This is a genomic window from Polynucleobacter rarus (assembly GCF_003072505.1).
Taxonomy (GTDB): domain Bacteria; phylum Pseudomonadota; class Gammaproteobacteria; order Burkholderiales; family Burkholderiaceae; genus Polynucleobacter; species Polynucleobacter rarus.
The window spans coordinates 1,125,344-1,150,242 of the sequence record NZ_NTGB01000001.1 but is presented as its reverse complement, the minus strand read 5'-3'; the positions used below and the strand labels follow the sequence as shown (position 1 = coordinate 1,150,242).

General features: G+C 40.1%; 19 protein-coding genes. 12 read left to right on the top strand and 7 right to left on the bottom strand.

Annotated elements, in window-relative coordinates:
- Positions 1-215 (top strand): transposase domain-containing protein (locus tag AOC35_RS05370; RefSeq protein WP_211307478.1); only part of this gene is annotated, 215 nt, incomplete at its 5' end.
- Between the two features lie 68 nt (positions 216-283).
- Here AOC35_RS05370 and AOC35_RS05365 read toward each other — a convergent pair.
- Positions 284-637 carry a hypothetical protein gene (locus AOC35_RS05365; protein ID WP_108646115.1) on the bottom strand — a complete coding sequence of 118 codons (354 nt, stop codon included), beginning with the start codon at positions 635-637 and terminating at the stop codon, positions 284-286.
- A 42-nt stretch (positions 638-679) separates the two neighbouring features.
- Positions 680-1,117, bottom strand: a complete 438-nt coding sequence (locus AOC35_RS05360) for a DUF6641 family protein (RefSeq protein ID WP_108646114.1) — start codon at positions 1,115-1,117, stop codon at positions 680-682.
- A gap of 912 nt (positions 1,118-2,029) precedes the next feature.
- On the opposite strand from AOC35_RS05360, the gene AOC35_RS05355 reads away from it, so the two are divergent.
- Positions 2,030-2,695 carry a tyrosine-type recombinase/integrase gene (locus AOC35_RS05355; RefSeq protein WP_342749898.1) on the top strand — a complete coding sequence of 222 codons (666 nt, stop codon included), beginning with the start codon at positions 2,030-2,032 and terminating at the stop codon, positions 2,693-2,695.
- A gap of 273 nt (positions 2,696-2,968) precedes the next feature.
- Here the strand turns inward: AOC35_RS05355 and AOC35_RS05350 are convergent, their stop codons facing one another.
- Positions 2,969-3,457 (bottom strand): hypothetical protein, encoded by a 489-nt coding sequence (locus AOC35_RS05350; RefSeq protein ID WP_108646113.1) that lies wholly within the window; start codon positions 3,455-3,457, stop codon positions 2,969-2,971.
- Positions 3,458-3,472: 15 nt separating this feature from the next.
- Positions 3,473-3,694: an H-NS family nucleoid-associated regulatory protein gene (locus AOC35_RS05345; RefSeq protein WP_108646112.1), complete on the bottom strand. Its 222-nt coding sequence runs from the start codon at positions 3,692-3,694 to the stop codon at positions 3,473-3,475.
- 86 nt (positions 3,695-3,780) lie between these two features.
- On the opposite strand from AOC35_RS05345, the gene AOC35_RS05340 reads away from it, so the two are divergent.
- The 4 genes from AOC35_RS05340 (at position 3,781) to AOC35_RS05325 (ending at position 5,707) form a co-directional block, all read left to right on the top strand.
- The gene (locus AOC35_RS05340) at positions 3,781-4,128 is read left to right on the top strand and encodes a hypothetical protein (protein WP_108646111.1); all 348 of its coding nucleotides are present in this window, start codon (positions 3,781-3,783) and stop codon (positions 4,126-4,128) included.
- 162 nt (positions 4,129-4,290) lie between these two features.
- Positions 4,291-4,590 carry a hypothetical protein gene (locus AOC35_RS05335; protein WP_108646110.1) on the top strand — a complete coding sequence of 100 codons (300 nt, stop codon included), beginning with the start codon at positions 4,291-4,293 and terminating at the stop codon, positions 4,588-4,590.
- Between the two features lie 171 nt (positions 4,591-4,761).
- Complete coding sequence (locus AOC35_RS05330) at positions 4,762-5,118, top strand: hypothetical protein (protein WP_108646109.1); 357 nt, start codon at positions 4,762-4,764, stop codon at positions 5,116-5,118.
- Between the two features lie 64 nt (positions 5,119-5,182).
- Positions 5,183-5,707 carry a hypothetical protein gene (locus tag AOC35_RS05325; RefSeq protein ID WP_108646108.1) on the top strand — a complete coding sequence of 175 codons (525 nt, stop codon included), beginning with the start codon at positions 5,183-5,185 and terminating at the stop codon, positions 5,705-5,707.
- A gap of 261 nt (positions 5,708-5,968) precedes the next feature.
- On the opposite strand, the gene AOC35_RS05320 is transcribed toward AOC35_RS05325, so the two are convergent.
- Together AOC35_RS05320 and AOC35_RS05315 are read right to left on the bottom strand one after the other, a co-directional pair.
- Complete coding sequence (locus AOC35_RS05320) at positions 5,969-6,325, bottom strand: BrnA antitoxin family protein (RefSeq protein ID WP_108646107.1); 357 nt, start codon at positions 6,323-6,325, stop codon at positions 5,969-5,971.
- Positions 6,297-6,563, bottom strand: coding sequence for a BrnT family toxin (locus AOC35_RS05315; RefSeq protein ID WP_108646106.1), 267 nt, complete (start codon positions 6,561-6,563; stop codon positions 6,297-6,299). Before AOC35_RS05315 ends, AOC35_RS05320 begins: the two co-directional genes overlap by 29 nt.
- A 345-nt stretch (positions 6,564-6,908) precedes the next feature.
- Between AOC35_RS05315 and AOC35_RS05310 the strand changes: the two genes are divergently transcribed.
- From AOC35_RS05310 to AOC35_RS05300, 3 genes are all read left to right on the top strand, one after another.
- The gene (locus AOC35_RS05310) at positions 6,909-7,133 is read left to right on the top strand and encodes a type II toxin-antitoxin system Phd/YefM family antitoxin (RefSeq protein ID WP_108646105.1); all 225 of its coding nucleotides are present in this window, start codon (positions 6,909-6,911) and stop codon (positions 7,131-7,133) included.
- Positions 7,134-7,368: 235 nt separating this feature from the next.
- A complete protein-coding gene (locus AOC35_RS05305; RefSeq protein ID WP_108646104.1) occupies positions 7,369-7,686 on the top strand; it encodes a helix-turn-helix domain-containing protein in 318 nt (105 codons plus the stop codon).
- A 133-nt stretch (positions 7,687-7,819) separates the two neighbouring features.
- A complete protein-coding gene (locus tag AOC35_RS05300) occupies positions 7,820-9,292 on the top strand; it encodes a sensor histidine kinase (protein ID WP_108646103.1) in 1,473 nt (490 codons plus the stop codon).
- Between the two features lie 529 nt (positions 9,293-9,821).
- On the opposite strand, the gene AOC35_RS05295 is transcribed toward AOC35_RS05300, so the two are convergent.
- Positions 9,822-10,889, bottom strand: a complete 1,068-nt coding sequence (locus AOC35_RS05295; protein ID WP_108646102.1) for an IS30 family transposase — start codon at positions 10,887-10,889, stop codon at positions 9,822-9,824.
- A gap of 403 nt (positions 10,890-11,292) precedes the next feature.
- On the opposite strand from AOC35_RS05295, the gene AOC35_RS05285 reads away from it, so the two are divergent.
- From AOC35_RS05285 to AOC35_RS05275, 3 genes are all read left to right on the top strand, one after another.
- A complete protein-coding gene (locus tag AOC35_RS05285; protein ID WP_108646100.1) occupies positions 11,293-11,955 on the top strand; it encodes a response regulator transcription factor in 663 nt (220 codons plus the stop codon).
- Positions 11,956-12,065: 110 nt separating this feature from the next.
- A complete protein-coding gene (locus AOC35_RS05280; RefSeq protein ID WP_108646099.1) occupies positions 12,066-13,796 on the top strand; it encodes a ShlB/FhaC/HecB family hemolysin secretion/activation protein in 1,731 nt (576 codons plus the stop codon).
- A 94-nt stretch (positions 13,797-13,890) separates the two neighbouring features.
- A partial coding sequence (locus tag AOC35_RS05275) for an MBG domain-containing protein (RefSeq protein ID WP_159077489.1) occupies positions 13,891-24,899 on the top strand: 11,009 nt, incomplete at its 3' end.

Genomic DNA, 24,899 nt, shown 5'->3' with positions numbered 1-24,899 from the left:
GGCCCATTGCTATCGGACGATCCAACTGGTTATTTGCCGGCTCATTACGCGCAGGCAAACGTGCTGCTGCCGTCATGAGTTTGATCCAATCAGCGAAGATGAACGGTCATGATCCATATGCCTATATGAAAGATGTTCTAACAAGGTTGCCTACCCAAAAGAACAACCAGATCGAAGAATTATTGCCGCATCGCTGGCAACCCACTTCGCTGTAACACAAGCCCATCAAAATGCAACATGTGTTGGCTAAACGCTTACATTTATTTCACAAATGTGCTATAAATTACGCACCAAATTTTTGAGATTTAACAGACAAAATTTGTTGCTTTGCCTTTGCCACCTTCTGCCTATCACGCTCAGCTTTAAGGTTGTTTGTAGCAACATCTTTCTGTCGCTTAAGACTGTCTAAGCGTGTCTGCTGGGGTGTAAGTGGCTTAATAGGCTTGATTGTTGCCACTGCTTCATCAAGCGTTAAGCAATCATTCGTAGCACCTTCGGCAACGGTAGGGGAGTGGACAACACTACCAATACCAAAATGAAATTCTAAAATTAGCCGTGCGTGAAGGGTACTGTCCGCAAAAACTACTGTTCTTACTGTCGTACCATTCACCTGGATAGATGCTACATACTTGTTCATAAAGCTATTTATATGAACAAATAAAGGCAGTTCTAAGTCACATCATTTAGCAAAACCAGCCTTCAATTTCTCACTGGCATTGGTTATGGCTTCGTCTAATTCGCCACCAATCACAACCTGTTGAATCAACGCTAAGGTTTCAATTAGTTCGTCTTGTGATCCAATTTCAATGGCGTTCTTTCCTTTAGCAAGCTCCAATGTCTTACTTCCATAATGGATGCTAAGGTTGATTTTGTTGTTCGGCGTTGTCCAAAACCACTCTTTGACACGCTTTGTAGTCTCAATGACAACACGTTCACCTGATTCATTAGTCACAGTTTTAAGACGTTTTGGAGCGTACAAGGTGCCGTTCTTTTGACAGCGAGCAAGCTCAATCTGTTCTTCAATCTTGCTGGCAAGTTTCTGCCTACGCAACAGGATAGGGCTAAGGTTACGTTCACGCTTGCTGGAAACCAGCTTCAATTTTGCAATAAAACTCATACAAACTCCTTTTCATAAAGTGGAATTTGTACTGTAGCTTCAGAACTTCTTAAGGACAACCGAACAGAAAATTTCTCCTATCCTTTGGTTTTGTATAAATAGATAAGTAAAAGTGAGATTTAAAGGTTAGCACGCCGACTGTAATTGTGCCGCCAAACCCGTTCTGATGTGTGACGGTAAGCAATTGAACAACTCACTGTTCGCCTCATCGCACTACCCAGTTGATGACTGGATGCCATAAACAACGCTCCTTTGTAGCAGTCCTGTTTGCGATGCTGTAATGGTTGGTAACGCAGTAATGCGTGAATTTAGGCTCGTACAAATGAGTATAGGCTGAAAGTGAGTGGGAATGCCACAATTAAACCCACAAGCACACCACAAAGCTACTGATATAGGCTGTGAGTGTGTTGCGTAAGGCGAGCACGTAAAAGGTGATAGCAAAACCTACCTTATCTTGTGTCACAACAAGTTGTGTGTATATCAGGTGTCAATCCTCAGTAAAGTGATTGGCTTAAGTTACGTCCTTTAACAGGGCGTGGCTTGTGCTCTTCCTAGTAAAGAGTATTCAAATACAAACACAAATTAAATTAAAAAGAAAAATGCGTTGAGCGATAGCGAAGACGCAAGCTAACGCAGTTAGCTTTTAAACTGCCAACACATACTTAAGAAAGAGAAATACAGCTCAAAATGCTAGAACGCATGAAAGCGAGCTACATACGCACAAAACAAGCTGAGCTAAGCTTGGGTAGCTGGGCAAGCTTAAAACAGCGTGTAGGGCTTGTACGCAAGTCTGTTGTTATGTGGGAAAAGAGCCACAGCCTAAAATATCACAAAAAACCAAAGAGAATATGTAAAAGCTTTGTTTTTCCACTTAAATACACGTAACCTGTTGAATTTATTAAGGAAATTTAAGTGAAGAACAAAGACAAGAAATCGGTAGGAATTAAGAAACAAAGAAAATACACTTTAGACATTGAAAAGCTTACATTTAGGAGAGCACTAATGTCCAAACAAGCAAAAGTACTGACAGCACAAGAAATCCGTAGGGTACTGGACTACGTAGCGACACGCCCACACGCAGTACGTAATAGGGCAATGTTTTTGACAATGCTGTACGCAATGCTACGTGTTAAGGAATGTGCCGCACTTCGCTACGAGGATGTGCTGGACGCAGAGGGCAAAGTTAAAGCTGAGATTTACTTGTCTGCTGAGCAAACAAAAGGGCGTAAGGGAGGTACTGTGTTTGTCAGCGAAAAGCTCCGCAAAGAGCTACAGGCTTACGTTAAAGCTGTACCACCCAAAGTACTTAGTGACAAGCTGTTCTATTCACAGAAGCGTCCAAGCGAGGGGTGGAACAGCAACACACTTTGCCAGTTCTTCCATCACTTGTTTCGTGAATGTGCAATATCGGGTGCCAGTAGTCACAGCCCAAGACGCACAGGTATTACCAATTTAGCAGACAAAGGTGTCAGTGTTAGGGTGCTACAAAGCATTGCACGTCACGCTAATATCTCAACCACCCAGTGCTACATAGACGTCAATGATGCAATGAAACGCAAGGCGATTGAGCTAGTATGAATTCTCAGAGAGACTTCAAAAGGCGACTATGTTTGTCTGGTAATTCCATAACCGGAAAGTATCGCCGAAGTAATAAAATCTTCTGTGCCAACTGATGGATATCATTCTGCTGAGCATCAGATAAGTTTTTCATTGAGTACGTTGTTAGTTCCTCAATATAGCGTTATAACTCTCTGGCTACACTTTTGTTAGGGTCAACGCCCAAACAGTATGTACAGTTGCAATCCAACGAATGTTCGTCAGCTTGATGAAAGTGTGTCATTTCATTGTTCCTTAATTAGAGTCTTCTTCATATCGAAACAGGTATTCTGTTCGCAATTCTGATACGGACTTAAATCCCATCGTTTCAGGGTCAACTAGCAACTCATAATTGCCATTTTGATATAGCAAACTCATTGCCACGTTGCTTTTTATTCGTTCAAAATTTGCTCTAATAAAGTCATATAAGCCGAAGTCCAAAACGTACTCTTCGCTGTAGTTTACGCTTGGACTTGTGTCAAATTGATTGCCTGAACTGTCGCCATTCCACCAATGTTGGATGATTACTGTGCAGTTATTCTTTTTGTCGTAAGGCTGAACGAGCCAACCACTGAGTGCTACGTACTTAATGCCTTCTTCTTTGCCTCGATTAACTACAGCCATAGCGTTTTCGAAACACTTACCAAGTTCACCGCCACCTATTCGTTTCACAGTCGGCGTTTGAAGTTTGAACTCTGTATGACGTTGTCTAGCGGCTAAGAAGTCTCTAGTGGCTTTGTACATGCTGAAATCTGAAGATTACTTAGACGTCTTCTTAGCAGCCACCTTCTTTGCAGCCATCGTAGCTCCACGCTTCTTTCGTGTGGCAAGCACACCTTTGAAGTCCGTTGTCTTAAAGCCGTAGAGCTTGATGTCTGCCTTCATCTTTGCAAGTACATTGGCACGTTCCTTCTGCATTGCGTCATCACGCTCTGCTTCAAGTTTGGCGATTTGTGCGTTGATTTCGTCTACACGTGTCATTTGAGTGGCTCCATAGGTTTATTGTGTTGACTTTTTTTACTTTACCTTTGATAAGGTGAAGAGTCAACAATCTATAGGAGTTAGTCATGTCACTTCAAAAATTGGAAAGCATTTACAAATTGCACGAAAATGCCAACGCTACAGAACAAGATTTGATGGAGGCAACGTTCTTTGACGACTTTTTTGCGAAGAAATTTGAAGTATCTATTCTTCCCATCGAAGATAATGATAACGAAGGTATGTTTTACTTAGTAACAAGGATTGAGTCTAAGGGCTCGAAACTTCCTGAGGATCAAGCCGAAGAGATTTGTGATACGGTCAGTGATAAATTTTTTGAACTCATTTCTTCCGTCAAAACAGATGAAGAGGTCGATGACTTAAGAAATTATTTCTCAGGCCCCCAATTTTTCTTAAATGGTAATCAACTGTATTAGAGATTTTTTTCGGATACAGTTTTTTGTAGAGAGAAGACTGTTTCAAAATATCGTCGAAAATTGGAAGGTTGTACAGAAAAAACTTGACGGCGTTCAAGTAATTTTCAATGAGAATTTGGTGTCTTGATCGCATCTTACTTTGCCGTCTAATAGACTCACCTAATGGACATCGAAATTTTAGACGGCGAAGATTGGTGGGGATCTGAAGCAATAGATGATGCCACTAAGCTGATTTTACAGCTTCAAAAGCTTGCTGAATTGTGCTTGAAGATCGAAGTCATTTCTGAGAAAGCAGATATTTTAATCTCCAACATAAAAGCACATTCTCTTTCAAGCCCAATTGAGCTTGATCCAAACTCGCGGTTAGATTTTTGTTATCAACTGCGTGGCACAAGTCTTTCAGCTAAGTCTGCTTTCGTCGAAAATATGATTAACGAATTTGTCAAAAGAACCTCTAAATGACAAATGATCTAACACTATGAGCAACTTAGATCTCAAGACCTTCATTAAAGATTCCTCTGCTCAATCGCTTGGTAGGTTTGGTCAATTGCTAGGCTCCTTAGGGTTTGTTGTTATTGACTTCTGACTTTACCTTTGGTACGATACATCGTCAACTACTTGAGGGAGTTAGTCGTGTCTGAAGAAAATAATTTCGAGAATTACCTTAGCGATTACATCACCACTGATGAACTAAAGACGTTATTAAATTATGTAAAAAAGAAAGAGCCTGGTGACCCGATGTTGATTTTTACCGTTAATGATTCAGGTGACGGAATGGTTACTGGTGAAGCCTCAACCTGGATGCAAATAAGTACATCCCGAAACGATATGATTTGCTACATGCTTAAAGATGATGATGGAAAATCGGAATTGAACCGATTTGAAATGACTATTTCTGGTTTGGCAGATTGTTTGGATGCCCTAAGTAGTCAACAAGATGAAGTTGATTATGATGGTTTTTATGACGCCGTTAAGAAGCTGATAGTTTAATTTTATTTTTGGTAACGTGGTTTTGTGGGTCTATTATGTATTTGTTTACTATTGAGGAATTCATATGAACACGCCTCAATTGATGTGGGTAGATGTAATAACTGCTGTTTTGGCTCAACCCACTTTCGATGTGAAAATCGGAAATATGGGCTATGTTTTCAAAAACATGATTGCCAAATACGTCAGTTCAGCTGACTACTATAGAGTCAGTTATGGTGCTTTTAATGAAATAATAAAACCTAATTTAGAACTTCTTAGGCTAATTGAAGCAGATGAGCCATTGGATATGAAAAAATATTTTTATGGCAAAGATAAACCATCTTTATTAGAGCATATGATTCCAACATCAGTCACTGCAAAAGCATTATTAGACTTGGGTAAAAATCCATCTAAAGACGATGTTTCCTATATATTAAGGAATTCTGGCGAGGTTGCCATTGTGCTAAGGGAGGAAGATAAGTTATTGTCTAAGTCTAAAATGCCTAAAAATTGGACTTTTTCAGATTCTTATTACGCTCGTTATAGAGAGGCTGGCATAGAGCTTGTCGATAATATTTGTGTGCGTAGAAACGGCACAATTTATCGCTAATTATTTCAAATTGTTTCCGCATCCTGTGTAACCAAATTCGCTTAAAATCTAAGCTTAACAAGCACTTAACCCAACCTTAAGGACATTGACTTTTGTTCTTAATTTTACGCAAAAGTTGCACGCTAAAAATCGGCACACGTAAGCTGTTGATTTTATTAACTATTTTAGTTGGGTAACTATTGAGTGGGAATAAATTTTTAGTTGAGGAACTTGGTTTTCTGATAATTTTTTGTTTAACTTAATGGTAGTTTTACCTTCTAATTACCGTTTTAGTTCCTCGCGAAGAACTCTGCGCATTGTCTCTTCAATTGTATGAATCGTCATTGCTTCTCGCAGGGTAGCATTAATTAAAGTTTGGTAACCTTTTCCACCAGCCTGAGCCCTGTACCATCCCAATACATCTGGGTCAAGTGTAATGTTAATTTTCTGCTTTTTGCGTTCTGAATGAAAAGCGGCCTTACCCTCGAGTGAGGAAACTTCCTTACCTGCAATCTTCCATTCGCCATGCTCAATATCTAGTTCTGATAAATCAGGAAGTTCATCGTATTCATCAGATGATATTTCGTGTGCATCCACTTTTGCTAAATCACTACCTAAATTTTGATTGTTCGCGCTCATTTGCTTTCCTCATTGAATAAATATGGCGAGCTTCGCCACGTTGAACATAGCCAACTACCATCATACGACCATACAAGTATCCGAAACAAATCATACGTTTTTCACCATAATTGTGTCTCTCATCCTCAAACTCAAAAGTTGGCCCGTTAAAAATCTGATTAGCGTCAGCAAAATCAATACCACGTTCAGCCAATGTAGCTTGTCTCTTGGATTCATGCCATGTTAATTTAAAGTTCATATGACTAATTATATAGATAATTATCTTTCAGTCAAGATGATTATGGAGATAATGCGGTATGATATTCGTATAAACTTTTGCTTTTAAATAGCAAAGATATCTTAAAAATATCATTGAACTTATAAGTAACAATTAGGTGGTTTTCGATATTTTAGGTAAACATCTAGCCGTGATTGACTGGGAATAGTTTCTTAAGTGAAGTTTACGATTTATATATAGTTGTGCTAAAAAAAGTATGGTGCTGAATGATCCATTTTTTAATTAACCTTATACAACTAAGGCTATTTCAAGTCGCTGTAATCATACTGTATATTACAAATTAATACGCAAATTAGGGGCATCTAAATGTATGCAATTAGTGAAACAGAACTTGCTAGAAATACTAGAAAAATCTTAGACCGCGTAAGTAGTCAAGGAGAAACAATCATAATTCAACGTAATCAAACCTTGATTGCTCAAATTGTTCCATCACCGCGAATCATGAGTGCCACCCAAGCTCTCGAAGGGTTGGGTCTTAAGATACTATCGCCTGAGCAGTCAGATGCTTGGTTAAGAGATAGCATGGAGTAATTCAGCTATGCGGTGCGTGATTCATGGGTATGATTCTTGATAGTTGTGCCTAACTATGACTTGCGTTTGAATAGTTGTTGTCCTTTAAACTCCTCAGGTCCTTGGTTTTATGACGGCTCATTCGGAGAGGGGCCCTCAAAACTTAAATAATTCAGTAATCGTAACGCCCAAAGAAGAAATCAACGTTATTCAAAGTCGAATGAAACTTACTAAATAAAAATAAAAAGGTTAAAAAATGAAAACTAAAATAATTAATGGAGTCGAAGTTATGACCGGCAACAACAATATTTACGTTGATCTAGGTCTTAAAAATGCTGAAAAATTGAAGATCAAGACCGGTTTAATAATTAAAATTATCAAGGCGATGCATACTAAGGAGCTTACTCAAGATCAAGCTGCAAAACGAATGGGAATTTCTCAACCAAAGGTTTCTGAGATGATGATAGTTAACTTTACGAATGTTTCTAAGAGTAAATTTATGGATTGTTTAACCAAGATGGGCTTCGACATTGAAAACCAAGTGCTACCTCTAAAGCGTTGGTTGGTAATATGATGATCGTTGCTTGTTAAAGTTTTATCAACTATCGTCCATTATTGAAGTTTCCACTTTGTTGCCACTCTTGGTGGATTAATACAAAGCATCAACTTATACAAAAATTTTTACAGGCTCGCCTAGAAATGACTTTATGGAATTGATGAATCAAGTTTTATTTGCAATATTCACCTTAATTTTATTTGGAATTTTTCTCTCATCTGCAAATGGAACAATATTAGAGCTTTCTGGATTTAGGTCTTTTTATTGGCGTTACTCTATCGGTTTTAGAGCCACTGCTTTTTTAGCCTGGGCATTGGCCCCAATTGTGGGTCCTAGTGCCTTGATAGTAGCCAATTTCTCCTTCGAAGCATCCGTTATACTTTTGGCTCTTTTCTTAAGAAGTTGGCGCGTAGTCCCTAGTGAGAAACTATTGCGCTTTTTAGTAGGCTATTATTTTACAGTTTGCTTAATCTACTTCTATCTTCTTTTGATAGGAGATCAGTTCATCCAGCGAACAAACGTTATTGCCATATCCTCATTATTGATGATGATATGGGAAGCCATAGAAGTATTACTGATTTGTAAAAGAAAAAAAGATTTCATCTTAAAGATCATTGCAATTTTCTTGGTTTTACAACTCGCATTAGCTATTACATCGATTATCTTTATCAATACAAATTTAAACCAAGACGCGAAAAACATATTACAAGCAAACTTAAAATCAAGTCTTATGCTGTGGATTGTGTTTGGAATCCATATCACTATTTATACATTGATTAATAGTTATCTTTACAAGAGGATATTGATTAGTGAGAAAGAAGCAAACTCAAAGTATGATCAAGCCTCTAAAGAGCGCTTAGAAATCCAAGCTCTTCTTGTCGAGCGCGAAAACCTAATTGCAAACTTAATAAAGTCGAACAAAACAGCTGTCACGGGTGCTTTAGCTGCCTCTTTGGCACACGAATTAAGTCAACCCCTAGGATCTTCACTCTTAAATGCGCAACATCTTAAATCACTGATTGATAGTCCTAATTCATCACCTAAATTCAAAAAAGACATCATCGAACTAATTGAGACTGATACTAAAAGAGCGGGAGAAATCATTCACTCACTCAGGAAAATATTCTCAGGAGATGCTATTTCTTTTGAGCAGGTGGATCTACCACAACTCGTAAGTTCATTGATTCATTTGGTTACACCTGAATGTAAAAGCTCGAAGATTAAATTAATTATTCAAATGCCAGAAAAATGCTTGGTTGAAATGAATTATGTTGAAATTTACCAAGTAATCCTAAATTTATTAAACAATGCGATCCAATCCCTTAAACGTTCAGAAGGGTCAAGGGCCAAAGAAATCCAAATTTCCGTAAGTGAAATTGGTCCTAAAGTCTTATTATCCATAATAGATAACGGTGATGGCATCTCTGATGATCATGAGCATTCATTATTTGAATTGTTAGATCCCAATAAGTCCTCTGGTTTGGGGGTTGGACTATGGCTATGTAAGCACATCATGGTCAGACATCATGCTGATATTACCTATCGAAAACCGATAAAAGGGGCTGGCGCTGTTTTCAGCTTAAGTTTCCCAATAAAGCAATTAGATAATTCAAAGTATGAATAAGTATCCGAGCCTGCCGTTTCGAATATGAATCTCTATCTTAAATCTCGTTTTTCCAGCGTTTGAAAAATCGTTAACCCAAAGTGTTAAATTGAATTAAAAAAGCGTTTCTTTTAATCAAGGTGTGCAGTTAAAGCAGTTGTTTTCAGAGTCAGGCAAGTTACTCATCCATATCCCTTTCATTTTTTTCATAACGGTTCAAAAGTTAATCGATTCCTTGAACTAGGTTTGGTAAATCTTTGAAATGAGTTGTACCCAAAGTGAATAATTTTCACTTTTTTGAACTGTTCAGTTTTTATTTGGTAAAAATTGATAGGTTTAGAAAGTGATAAATTTAGGTAATTGACTTAAAAAAACAATATGTAAATTATTCATTACGGAAAGAGGGGATATTACAGATGAGGTTACTAGAAATTCATTCGAGGATGTTGATAATAAGAATCCTAAGATAATAGTATCGAAAAAAATATGATTAAAACCTTGTATCAAAAATGAATATTTATAAATTATCATGATTTATAATTAGGCGGTTTCAAGGTTGAAGTGCAAAAATTGCTGCATGATGCTGCTTAAAATCAAACGCCTCGGGAGTGAACAACTGGGCAGGACATTTGAACCCTAGTGATTTGCGTGGTCTCGTGTTGAGTTGCCATGCAATTTGATCTAAATCCTCTTGGCTAAAGATACTCAAATCTTCTCCTTTTGGCAAGTATTGCCTGAGTAAGCCATTGGTATTTTCATTGATACCTCGTTGCCATGGACTATGAGGATCAGCAAAGTAAACCTTAACGCCAGTATTTTCTGTGATCTGGGCATGACGAGACATTTCTTTTCCTTGATCGTAGGTCATTGATAAACGCTTCTGACCTTCAATGCGATTCAGCACATGGCTAAACCCCGTTACTGCAGACTCCGCCGTAGCTTTTTCCAATTTAGCTAAAACCGTAAATAATGTCGTTCTCTCGACAATCGTACCTACCGCCGTACGGTTCCCTTTACCTTTGATTAAATCACCTTCCCAGTGTCCTGGTACGAGTCGTTCTTCCACCTCCGGTGGACGGTCATGGATACTGACCATATCCGGTATTTGTCCACGACGATCTTCACCACGTGCTCTAGGTTTGCGTTTAGCATGACCAAACCTTAGCCAACCAATAACTTCTGTACGCAACTCACCACGTGGCATTAAGTAAATGGCGCTATAGATCGTCTCATGCGATACCTGTAGGCTAGGATAGTCTGCGTTCACAGTCTTTAGTGTGCCAGCAATTTGTTCTGGAGAATAGCCTTGTTTTAAATAATTCATGACCACCTTCCAAAGTTCACTCCCCACTAGTAATCGACGAGCTACTCGTGGAACTACAGATAAACAATGTGCACGATCTTGGGCTAAAACGGCACGATATTTACCAGCGATGGGAGGTCTTCCACGAATAGCGATGCCAGTCGATTTTACCCAATTATTTCTTTTTAACTCTCGAGTAATCGTTGAAACTGATCTACCAAGACTTAAGGCAATCCAGCTGGGTTTAAATCCCCAAATTAACTGCGTTTGAATTAAACTACGTTCTTCCATACTTAATTGTTTATATTTTTCCATGAAACATTTTCTTCCTAAAAATGTTGCACTTCAATTTAGAGCGCGCCTTATTTTAATTTTATTTGATCTACAAAAAATTGAAATTACTCCTATTAATTTTATTAATGGTAATTTTTATTATTTTATATTATTAATAATTGCCCATATTCATCCAAAAAATAAAAAACATGACTTTTTGAGATTTCAGTTAAATTTATTTTTAATATTATTTAATAAAATAAATGACTAAATTAATCCTAGTAGTTTATTAAAAATATTAAGGGGATTTTTAAGCTAATTAGTTCATTTTATAGCTGGGTAAATGAGATGAAAATTTTAGGTCTTCATTTAAAACCTACTTTCGTAGGTGTTTTTTAAGATACTTCTTTGACACAATATATCAACTATATTATTGTGATTAATTATGATACTTTTTCCGTCTGCGGACCCATCTGACTTAACGCAAAATCAATATGCTTCCACCAATAAAGGGCGGCACGTGTATTTGTTGGAAGATCACGAGAGTTTTCGGATGATTATCGAGAAGGTACTTACCGTTCACGGTTTCATAGTCCATGCATTTGAAAATCCTTATGATTTTCTATCCCTGAAGTCTATCGAAGCACCTGCCGTGATTGTTACAGATATGCGCATGCCGAAAATGAATGGGGTAGAACTTCAGGCTGAAATAGCTGCTCGAGGTAAACAAATTCCTTTTGTTTTTATTAGTGGAGAAGCTAGCCTAGACCAGGGCCTGAAAGCCATGAAGCAAGGTGCCATTGAATTTTTGATCAAACCTTTTGATATTGACGAATTAATGAAGGCGGTTGTAAAGGGATTTGAGCAAGATATTCGTCATTCGAATTTGCTACTTTTAAATAAGAAACAAGAAGATAACTTAGCAAAGCTAACTAAGCGCGAGCGAGATATCTATGGACTGTTACTAAAATCCTATAATAACAATGAGTTAGCTGAGGCAACAGGTCTGACAATCAATACAATTAAGGACTACAAAGCAAAAGTAATGGAAAAGATGGGTGTGAAGACTCTTGCTGACCTGATTCGTCAAAATAGTGAAATCAAATAATAATTTCACAAAAATTTCATAAAAATTATCAAAAAACCTACTTTTGTATGTATTTATCTTTCCTTGTTATGTTGAAAATAATCTCTATATCAATTCTTTAGAAATTTTCAATGCTTAATCAAAAAGTAAAATACTCACAAATTAGAACTGCTTGTTTTATTACCGTATCTGGCATATGTATTAGCATCCATCCTTTGGCTCAAGCTCAGGATGCAGGTGCTTTGCAACGTCAATTACAACAACAGATTGAACGTGAAGCTCCGCAAGCTCCAATATCGAATGAGAAGCCTGTTGAGAAAAAGCAAATTGATCCAAATGAGCAGAAGATTCAAATTAAATCCTTTACTTTCAAAGGGAATCAACTCATTTCTCAAGCTGAACTTGAGGCTTTAAGTAAGCAATGGACTGATCGGGATATTTCTTTTAGTGATTTAAAAGATTTAACAGTGGCAATTCAGGATTTATATGCGAAGAAAAATCGTATCGCTCAAGCAAATGTGCCACCACAAGAAACTAAAAACAAGAGTGTTTTAATTGAAATTAATGAGGGTAAATTAGGGGCTGTTATTATTCAGCCAATGATTGCCGGTCAACAAACCCGTTTTCCTGAAGGAATGGCACAACTTTATTTTTCAAAAGCGGCCGATGGGACCCAATATATCGATACACAGCGTATCGAAAGAGCGATGACTCTCCTCAACGAACTTCCGGGTGTTGCAGCAACTGGAGAGTTTGAGCCAGGAACACGGGTTGGTGATACCGATTTTCGAGTGAAACTAGCCGATGGTCCTTTTGTTAATGGTCTAGTTGCTGTAAGTAACTATGGTTCACCAAGCACCGGTGTTGGTCAGTTAATCGGAAACTTATCTCTGAATAATCTTTCTGGTATCGGCGATCAAGTTACCTTAGATGCTATTCAGTCTTGGGGTTCAACTTATGGTCAGATAGGTTACTCCTTACCGGTCGGTTACGACGGGTGGAGATTAGGGGCTCAAGCAAGTTATTTAAATTATCAAACGATAGACGATTGGAGCACAATTCAAACTTCAGGTACTGCTAGTACTTACGGCCTGAATGCTACTTATCCATTGATTCGTTCCAATGGTGAGGCCATGAACTTAAAGTTTGGTCTTGAAAAGAGAACCTATTCTAATACTCAATCAGGTCAAAACATTAATAGTCACCAAATCAATGCTTTATCTGCAGGAGTGAATGGCAATATTTCAGATTCCGCAAAATCAGTCATTAATTACAGTTTAACGGCGACTTACGGTAAGTTGGATATTAATAACCTATCTCAAGCCGCTCAAGATCTTGCCGGCCCTGGAACTACAGGTCCCTATGCAAAGCTTGCTTTTAATCTTGCTCGCAATCAGGATGTAACCTCATTGCCTGCCACAAATTGGCTTGTTTCTGTATATGGTCAACTTGCTAACACCAATTTAAATTCCTCAGAGCAGTTATATATGGGTGGAGCTTACGGTGTGAGAGCTTATCCAGTAGCTCAAGGTGGTGGTTCACAGGGCGCTATTTTAACCAATGAATTACAACATAAACTCAATAAAAACTGGCAGTTAGGTGGTTTTGTTGATGTTGGATATGTACAGCAATATGTTAATTTGTATCCTAATTGGCAGGGTTTAACGCATGCTAACAATAGTTACACTTTAGCTGCTTTTGGCCCGACTGTTAAATACAGCATCAACAATGTTACTGTGAACGCCGCCTTGGCAATGAGAATTGGTGACAATCCTTTATATACCTCAAGCGGCCAGCAGTTGAATGGTGATAATGCCTATCGCTTATATCAAGGATGGGTAAAAGCAAGTTATGCGTTTTAATCAGTAGATAAATTTTTTTAAATACCTACTTTTAGCGGTATTTTAAATTCTGAATTGTTTTTAGTATGTCTGAATCACATAAAGATAGTTGAATATGATAAATGTTAAAAAACAACTTGAGACACGACTTAAGACTCCTTCCTCACATAGTGAGAGGGAGTTGAAGTCTTTTTCTAAGTCCCAATTGCAACTGAATAAAGCTGCATCGATTGCCTCGTCTATTTTTGCGATTGCAGCAGTCAGTTTCTTTGGGATATCTTCTGCAAGTGCAGCGGGAAATTCAGTTCCTGCTAATGCATTGCCCACAGGAGGACAAGTTGTTGCTGGTCAGGCTGCCATTACACAGTCAAATAACGTGATGAATATCAATCAAAGCTCCCAAAGAGGAGTAATTAATTGGAATAGTTTTAATGTTGGTTCAAATGCTACTGTTAATTTTAATCAACCGAATGCTAGCAGTTCTACATTAAATCGTGTGAATGGTGCAACCCAATCAATGATTAATGGTGCTGTCAATGCCAATGGTCAAGTGATCTTTGTTAATCCCAATGGTGTGATTTTTGGTAAAGGGGCAGAGGTTAATACCGGTGGTATTACCGCTACCACAATGAATATCAGTGATTCTGACTATATGAACGGTAAAATGAACTTTACCGGCAATGGTACTGGTAAAGTAGTGAACAAAGGAACAATTACCGGTAATAATATTAATTCCTATATTGCTTTAATGGCACCTGAAGTTAGAAATGAAGGTGTGATGACAGCGACTTTATCTGGTAATAATGCGATTGCATTGGTATCAGGTCAAAATGTAACGCTTTCATTTAATGGCAATCAATTAGTTAATGTATCAGTTGATGCTTCAGCGATTAAGTCATTGATTAGTAACAAAAGACTTATCCAGGTTAATGGTGGGCAAGTTATCATTGCTGCGAATTCAGTATCTGATTTAAGAGCTTCGGTCATTAATAATACAGGTACGATCTCAGCTACTGGTTTGAATGTTGCTGGTGGTACGATTACTTTTACTGCCGGAACTGTGAACCAAAGTGGCACTGTGAGTGCTGATTCGAATACAGCTGCTGGTGGTCAAATTACGATTTCTGGTAATGAAGTTAATCTCAACACTTCATCTAAAACAACTGCAACTGGTGCAACGGGTGGCGGACAGATTTTGCTTGGTAAAACCAATCAAGATACCGCACAAAGCACAGTGAATGCCAATGTTGTCAATGTGGCTGAGGGTGCAGTGGTTGATGCATCTGCTACACAAAATGGTAACGGTGGTTCAATTTCTATTTGGTCTAAGACACAAACTGCTGTTGGTGGAACTTTAAGCGCTAAGGGTGGGTTACTTTCCGGTAATGGTGGAGTAATTGATACAAGTTCAGCAAAATTAGTGACTTATTCACCAAACTTAATTGTTAACACGAGTGCATCTCATGGCAAATTTGGTAACTGGGTAACAGATCCATTAACCATTACGATTGATACAGCTAGTGCAAACATTATTTCAAACGCTTTGAATACTACTAATGTTACTTTAGATGCAACAGCCTCATCTTGCAGTTTAGGCAGTTGTATGCAAAGTGGTTCACCTGCTATTAATCTTTTAGCCGGCGCAGATATTTTTTCACAGAATCAACTAACCTCTTTATCGTTAAATGCGGTTGGAGGATCAATTAATGTGAATAACAATATTACTGCTGGTGCAGTTTTTGCCGTTGCTCAAGCAATTAATGTAAATGGTTCGATTAATACCAACGGTGGTTCAAACTCGAATATTTATTTAGCGGGTGCAATGATTAATATTCTTGGAAATATTAATTCCAATGGAAATAATTCAAACAATAATAATTCTAGCAATTTAAATTTTGTAAATTCTGTTACGGGTGTAAATCGTCGTAATGGTCAAAATGGATTAAATGCTGATAATAATATTTATACTAGTAATGGTGGATTAATTAACATTCTTGCCACGGGTGATATTAATATCGGTGCAAATAGTTATATCTCTGCAAATGGTCAAAGTGGGGGAGATATTCATATTGTTTCAACCGCTGGTAAAACAACTATAAATGGAATTGTTGATTCAATTGGTAAATCGGTAAATGGCGGCAATATTGTCATTGTAGGAAAAACACAAACTGAAATTATTGCTGCGCTAATTAGTTCTGAAGGATTAAATCAGGGTGGGGTGATTAACTTAGGCCAGGTCAATAATTTAGGTAATGGCACTATTCTTGCGCCGCCAGCAACTGCCCCCCCATCACTCAGTAACTTTGTAAATTCAGCAATTTCTTCAGCAGTAGATTCAAATAACAGCATCACCAGCAGCAGCATCAATCTTGATAGCCAGACTGGCATCAGCACACCAAACGGTAATATCGTCGTTTTCGGTGATCAAATTTCAGTAAATAATTCTAATCTTTCAGCAGTCAATGGCTCTATTGCTATTGGTCGTGAAGGTTACTCATCAGGTGCCTTAGCCAGCTTAACGGTGGTGAGCAATTCCAGATTAATTGCTAATAGAGTAGAAACTTCAGGCAATTTAATGGGAACAGATGGTGTTGTTGTTCTTGCAACCGAGTGGTTACTAGACCCAACAAACGTTACCATTGGCGCAACATCCACAACTGGAACTTTAGCCGGCGACCTTGCCAATGCAGGCGTTACTAATATTAAAGCAAGCGATATAGTAGCGGCAGTCAATTCTGGCGGCACGGTAAATGTTGTCTATACCGGCACCATGACTCAGTCAGGCTTGTTAGCATTTGCACCTGCTACGGGCGTGACTGGAACGCTGACTTTGAACAACCTTTCTGGAACAATGGGGTCCACATCTAATGTGACATTATCAGGTGGCATCACCAACAGTGGGGCTGGAACGGTAAATTTGAATGTATATTCAAATGGTTCAATATCTGTTCAGTCAACTGGAGGAATAACCTCAACTGCTGGAGTCATTAATGTTGCAATGCAAAGCGCCAATCAAGTAACTAATAACTCTGGCGCACAAAATGCGAATATTACAATTTCCGCCAATGTAACCACTCGCGGTGGTTACATTGTGTTGGATGGTACCGGCGGCACAATTAATGGGCTCGGTACTGCAAACCCAACAATCACTCGCGGTGCTAACCTAACAGATTCAGGTAAGGGTGGAGGTGTAAACCTAGGGAGCGCCATGGTTGCAAATACAACAACTACAGGTGCCTTAGCTAGCAGTAGCACCACAGGTGGCAACCTTGTCGTTGCAACTTCTGGGTGGTTTAATGTTTCATCGATTGCAACCGTAGCGCTTAGCATTGGCGGCTCCATTAATATTTCCGCAGTTGGCGGGAATACATCAAACACAGGCGGATCATACGGATTTGCCCCCTCTGCCGGCACTATTACGAGCACTGGAAACATGTACATAGACGTAAGGACTCCATTTGCAGTCAACACTACATTTTGGAATAAGGTCGCTATAACATCCTACGCGGGTAGTATCACAATCCTATCATCTGCGGCTGGAAGTGTTGGGGGCTTTGGCCAGATGGCAATTCAGGGTTCCATATCGGCATATGGCCCAATCACTATTACCGCTCTTGGGGTTGGTAATAGCATGAATACAGCAAATCCCACATTAACAAGTACAGCATCAGGAACAATCACCTCTACTACAGGTTTGGTTAATATTACTGTTAACTCACAGAACCCAATTTATGCAACTACATTAGCCGGCTTAATTACAGCTCCTCAGGTCAGTATTGCGGCAACGAATACAAATACTGCTGGCCAGGGCATATCAATGATTGGGGGAAGCAGTGGTGTAACAATTACTGCTGATCCAACCGGTGTTATTACTTATCCTACCGCTGGTAATGCATTAAGTGTTACTGCTACCGTTGGTACGGCTGGTCAAGCTGGCGGAATTACGATTACTGGTGGAAATATTCTCAATCAATCAAATGGCGGCAGTGTGTCATTTGTCACCAATGGTGATTTGACTGAGACATCTGCAGTAAATTTTTCAACTGCCAATACATCTAGCGGTGCGCAGACTATTACCTACGACACAAGAACAGGTAACGCTACTAGTCAAATTACTACTGGGTCATTTACGTATAACGCCACTGGGGCAACTCAAAAAGTAAATTATGTTGAGCAGTCTAATGGCTCGAACCTAACGATTGGTAATTCAGCAGCTTCGGCTATTGCATTATCTGGTTATATCCTAGTAGACAACACCAATAGTGGTGCGCTCACGCCAAGTACTACCCCGACAGCAACTAATATGACCACGGCGGCAGGTGTTACAGCACAGGGTGCTTTGACTGCAGGTGATTACATATCTTTAGCTGGTATTAACAATAGTTCTACTGTCAATGCAGTTGCCTTAGGCACAACAACATTAACTGTAACGAGTGCCTCAACTGCAGCTCAGGTAATTAGTGTTATTGGTTATCACAACAGTGCCAATATTGGAAATCCTGGTATTGCATCAACTGGCGCAGTCAACGTTCAGTCCAATGGTGGAAGTGTTCTTTACAAGTCAAACGGAAGCATTAGTCAGTCTGGACAAATTACAGTAGCGCAAAATACTACAGCCGATTCTGTTATTAGCTTTAATACGACTACTGGTAACAAGCTAGCAACAATCAATGCTGGAACAGTAGTATTTAACGGTACTTCAACCAAGCACATTAACTACAACAACCTTACTAGCGGCGCACAAATTGTTGTCAATAGCGCATTGGTGGTTCCAGGATCAATTACTTTTGATAACACCTATTTAAATGGTGTGCAGGGCGGAATTAACGCTGGCAATGCATGGCAATATGGAACTACAACTGCTCTTGGTGGCATTCCGATCACCGCATCACTAACTGCTAACTATGGTATTTACATTCGTGGTGTAGTTGGATCTGCGAGCGCTACTACAGCTGCAACAGTTGATGCAGTCAGTATTTCTGGCGCTACATTGACAACAACCGGAACTTTCGCTGCTGGTACTGACGCAATCAATATTGTTGGTATTGTTCCTGTGTTCGTTGCGGCAACTACTTCTGGTTCAAATGCTATAAAAATTTCTGGCGCTACTGCGATCAATAATAACTCTACACTTGGTAATACCAACATCACAGCTTATACAGGCCATTACAACGATGTGGTTTCGGTTACCAATGCTTCTACTGCAGGTGCTATTGAAGTAAGTGCTATTGGAACAACTGCTAATATTATTACAGTCGCTGGCACATTGTTTACCCAAAACTCCAATGCCGGTGTATTCATTGCATCATCAAATAACGGTAACGTAACACCGCCAAAGATTGTGAACAACGGAACTGGCCCTGTAGTCATTGAAGCCGGTGCATATCTGCCAGTCGGTACAGTAAATACTGCTTGCTCAGCAACGGATTGTGGTCAAATTACGGGCTTGAGTACCAATACCATCACATCACCTAATGGCAATGTGTTTTTGTATGCGGGCTCTCCTGGTACAACGGCGGTATCTACCACTACGTCAACTACGTTAGCTTTCCTCAATAGTACTTTAGGTACTTTGAGCTTTAGTAATACCTTATTTGGTCAAGCTTATGCTGCTGGAAACGTTGCAGCAACTCTATTACCTATTACAACATTAGCTGGTCTCAATACGGCAAACGTAGCAGCAGGTACTGGCTTCTCTACATTTACAACTGGTGCCGCATCAGCTTCTAACTATGGACCAGTTATTCAGTTCCGTATTCAACCATCCCTTACAGCTAACGTATCGGGCCATATTACTAAGGTTTATGGCACAAATGATCCATTAGCAACAGCCGGAAATTTAACTACGGTGGGATCTTTAGATTATCAAATTAATACCTTGTTTGTTAAAGATGCAGCGATTAACCCTGGTTATTCAGCAAATGGAACGAATGGTTGTACCAATGAGCCATCAGGTTGTATGAAGCTCACTGTTAATGGCATGAATTTCCTGATGGGTATGGATAATTTCATTAACTCCCTACAAGCTTTGGCTCCAACTCCACGTGTTTCTTACGGAACAATTGCTGGTGAGCAGGTGAATGGTACGAGTGCTACTTCTTACACTTCTAGCTACGGCTATAACTTAACTAGCAATCATGGTGTATTGGTAACTTCTGGGATTTCAGTTGCCTTAGCTGCTCCAACGGGTTCCCTTGGTTTAGTAATTACACCAGCCCCGTTAACGATTACTGCAAGTAATCAAGCTACGCAATCTGGCGTTGCTTTGCCATTAGGTACAACAGCCTACACAGTATCTGGTTTACAAACCACGGCTAATGGATTAACTTTAGGTGATGCAATTACCGGTGTAACCTTAAAATCTAATGGTGTAACTACGGTTCCAACAACCTTAGCAGCTGGTGTATATGCACCGCCAAATGCGAACAGTATTACTCCAAGTGCTCCTGTCTTTGCAACGGTTGCTGGATCTAATGGTGCTGCAAATTACACGATTACCTATGTCGGTGGAACATTAACCTCGTCTTCCAATGCGATTATCACTATTACTGCAATTGCAGATAGTAAGGTTTACGGCAATAGTTTAACTACCAATGGTGTGACTTATAACTCTAGTGGTATTGCTACCGTAACAATCGGTGGAGCAAGTTACTCAACTTCTGGATTACCAGCTGGCGATAGTTTATCTGCCTTAACTTTGACTAGTTTGGGTGGTATTTCAACGGCATCAGTTGGTAGTAATTACCAAATTACGCCTTCTGGAGCAACCATCACAGGTCCAGTAACTTCTTACACTTTAAATTATGTTCCAGCATTACTGACCGTCACACCGCGTCCAATTACGATTGCTGCAACGCCGGTTTCAACCACCTACGGCACAGCCACAGCGATTTCGCAAAATCTCACTACGGGCTACACTGTCGGTGGTTCAGGTTTAGCTGCAAGTGACACCCTTTCTAGTGTTGCGGTGAACTATGTCAATGGTGCTTCTAGTGTTTCAACTGTACCTGCAACTACCGGTGCTGCTACTTATACTGGTGCCATCGTTCCAAGTGCAGCTACGGGTTCGGGCGGATTTAATACAACAAACTACAACATTACTTACACTCCTGCGAATTTAGTGGTTTCTCCATTAGCTGTTACAGTTACAGCTAATGCCCAAAGCACTGTTTATGGCACGGCTTTACCATTAGGAACCACTGCATTCACAAGTAGTATTCCAACACTCCCGAACGGCGATACCATTTCAAGTGTTTCTCTCCAATACAACGCTGCGACTACTGTGGCTGGTACAACTAATGCTGGTACCTATACTGGTGGAATTGTGGCGAGTAGTGCGAGTGGAACAGGGGGCTTTAATGCAACTAACTACGCAATTACATACGCTCCTGGAAATCTCACAGTTACTCCAGCGAACGTAGTAATTACGCCTGTTTCCTTATCTGCATCAGGACAAACGGTTGTTTACAACGGTGCAACTCAGAGTTTTAATCCTTCTACTGGTTTCTCAGTAACTGGCTTGCAAAATGGTCAAACAGCAATATTTGGTACAACTGGTCTAGCTAGCGGTACAAATGTTGGAACTTATCCAAATACAATTAATAGCTCGATTATTACTGGCTTAAGTAGTGGTTCTTTATCGAACTACAACATTAGTGTAAGTGCACAAGGCTCACTCACCATTAATCCAGCGCCTTTGACGATTACTGGAGCAACAACCTCACTGGCATATAACGCAAGCTTGCAAAATAACGCTGCACCGAGCGTAGTAGGGCTCGTAGGTGTCGATTTGTTAGCAGGCAACGGCGCGACTGTTACTGGCAAGTCTTCTGGAACAAATGCTGGTTCTTATGCTGATGCATTGAGTGTTTCGGCGAATGGTGCTACTTTACTAAGTAACTATACCGTTACTAAGACAAATGGTGCCTTAACCATTACGCCATTGGCGGCAACGATTACTGGTGCAACTACTGTTAATCCCTATACTGGTGCACTCCAAACAAATACCTATACAACTTCGGGTATTTTGAGTGGTGATACTGGGAATGTGACGGTTTCTGGTAATGCCACTGCCACTCACGTATCTCAAGGTACTGTGCCTGACGTGCTATCTGCTTCAGGTTCTGCTTCAGGTAACTACAGCTTTACTTATGTTCCTGGTTCTATGACGATTACTCCAGTAGCCTTGACTGTTACTGGCGCTAATACAACCCATGTTTATAACTCTGCAACTCAAACCAATACTGTCGCTGCTATTACTGGATTAAAAGGTTCAGATACTGCAACTATTACGGGCACTTATGGATCAGGTAAGAATGTTGGTACTTATGCTGATAGTCTCAGTGTCAGTTTAAGTAACCCAAGTGATTACAGTGTCAGCTTAACTAATGGTTCTCTTGCGATTACCCCTGCGACTATTACTGTTGCTGGAATTTCTGCAAATAATAAGGTGTACAACGCAACGACTGCCGCAACTCTGAACGTTGGTACGATTACTTACAGTGGTGTTTTTGCAGGCGACACAGTAACAGTTAATACCTCGAACTTAAGTGGTGCGTTTACGGATAAGAATGTTGGTAACGGTAAAACAGTCGTAATTAGTGGTGTTATCTTGTCTGGCACGTCCTCAGCAAACTATCAGTTATCGGGTGGTGCGAACACAACAACTACTGCCAATATCACACCTGCGCCATTATCTATTACTGGTAGCAGCATCACTTCAACTTACAACGCTTCATCTCAAGCTCTAGCAGCTCCTACGGTTACTGGCTTGATTGCTGGTGATAATGTGGTGGTTGCTGGTGGTGCTTCTGGCACCAATGCCGGAACTTACACAGCTACTTATACAGCAACTGGTGTTGATGCTGGTAACTACACGGTAACTTCAAATTCACCGGTATTAACGATTAATAAAGCAAGTCTGGTTGTTACTGCCAACAATGCCGGAACATTCTATGGTCAGGTTGATCCAAGCTTGACAGCAGTTGTTACTGGTTTGCAGGGTAGTGATACATCTTCTGTTATTAGTCCTAGTTATACAGTTACACGTGCAGCAGGCACATCTGTTGGTAATTACGCGATAACTGCCGCTGGTCCAAGTACAAGCACTAACTACAACATTAGTTATGTACCAGGTGTATTTACTATTTCACCGGCAGGTGTTCTAGTCATCACCATGAATGCTGCTACTACAACCTATGGTACATTGGCATCGCCAACGATTGCATCTGTTCAATATGCAACCGGAACAGGAACCAATACAACCGTTACAACCCTTACTACTACCAATGGAACCACCTATAGCGATACGCTTGGTTATTCCATCACGATTACTCCAAGTATCACTTCAACTGGCGTAACACCTGCGGTAAGTGGCGCAAGTACGACTTGGAACGTGGGTTCATACAGTAATGCAATCACTAATACCAATAATTACACTTCTGTTGGTAGTCCGTTTACGGGTGTATCTACCATTGCTAATACCTTGACCATCAACCCAGCACCACTAGTATTAACGGTTGCTAATGTGTCTAAAACTTATGATGCAAATGCTGTAACTGCCGCTCAAATTGTAGCGGGTAGCCTCACCGGCGGTGTTGCAAGTGGTGTAAGTATTACAAGTGGCGCGTTAATGAATGGCCAAACGATTTCAGGTTTGGGAGGCATTACGTATAGTGGTTCGTCTGTTGGAGCCATCAATGCCAGTGCATCTACTTACCCAATCAATGGTTCTGTTGGTACTGGGTTCTCAAATTATGCAGTAACGGTAAATAACGGTGCTTTAACCATTAACACTGCCCCATTGGTAGTGAATGGTGCAACAACCACTGTTACCTACAATGGTGCTGCTCAAACCAATGCAGTTGCTTCGATTGTTGGTCTGCAAGGAAGTGATACTCTGACTGTTTCTGGTTATGGCTCAGGTACTCATGCTGGTAACTTTGCCGATAATCTTTCGGCAACGGGTGCGGCTGCAAGTAACTATAGTGTCACTTATAACAATGGCTCTTTGACGATTAACCCAGCAGCTCTCGTAGTGACTGGTACAGTCAATCAATACGCCTATAACGGTGCATTACAAACTAATTCTGGCGCATCGGTAAGTGGCTTGAAGGGAACTGACACAGCAACTGTTACTGGATATGCCTCAGCAACGCACGTCGCTCAAGGTGTAGTTTCTGATTCTTTAGTTGCCACTTTATCGAATCCTGCTGATTACAGCGTTTCTTACGTGCCAGGTAGTTTGCAAATCACACCAATTGTGATTACGGCTGCGGTGAGTAGCGCAACGGTAATGTACAATGCTAATTCACAAACAACTAATTTTGTTGTGACAGGCTTAAAGGGATCTGATACTGCAACGGCGCAATCTGGTACTGCAACAGGAACAAATGTCGGTGTTTATACAAGTAATCTGGTCCTTAATACTTCGAGTGATTACACTGTTGGCACCATAACTAATGGCACATTGACCATTACGCCTGCACCTTTAACGATTAGTGGTGGTTTAGCTGCTAATGATAAGGTTTATAACACCACAACTGCAGCCACGATCGCAGTAACGGGTACACAAACCTTGGCGGGTGTCTTAGGTGTTGATGCGGTAACCGTTAGCTCATCTGGTCCTTACACTGGCGCAACCTTTAGCCAGGCGAATGTAGGTAACTCATTAACAGTCACACCAGCAACTTCAGTAGTGAATGGTTTAACTACTATGACAGGCGTCACTTTAACCGGTGCTGCTGCCAATAACTACTACGTCACTGGTGTTGGTCCGCAAACTTTAACCGCGAACATTACACCAGCTCCATTAACAATTAGTGGTGGTTTAGCGGCCAATGACAAGGTTTATGACACAACAACTGCAGCAACGATTGCAGTAACGGGTACACAAACCTTAGCTGGTATCCTAGGTGTTGATGCGGTAACAGTTAGTTCAACTGGTCCATATACTGGTGCTACATTTAGCCAGGCCAATGTAGCGAACGGTTTAACTGTAACTCCTGCAACATCGGTAGTGAATGGTTTAACCACGATGACAGGTGTTACCTTAACCGGTGCTGCTGCCAATAACTACTATGTCACTGGAGTTGGTCCGCAAACATTAACTGCCAACATTACGCC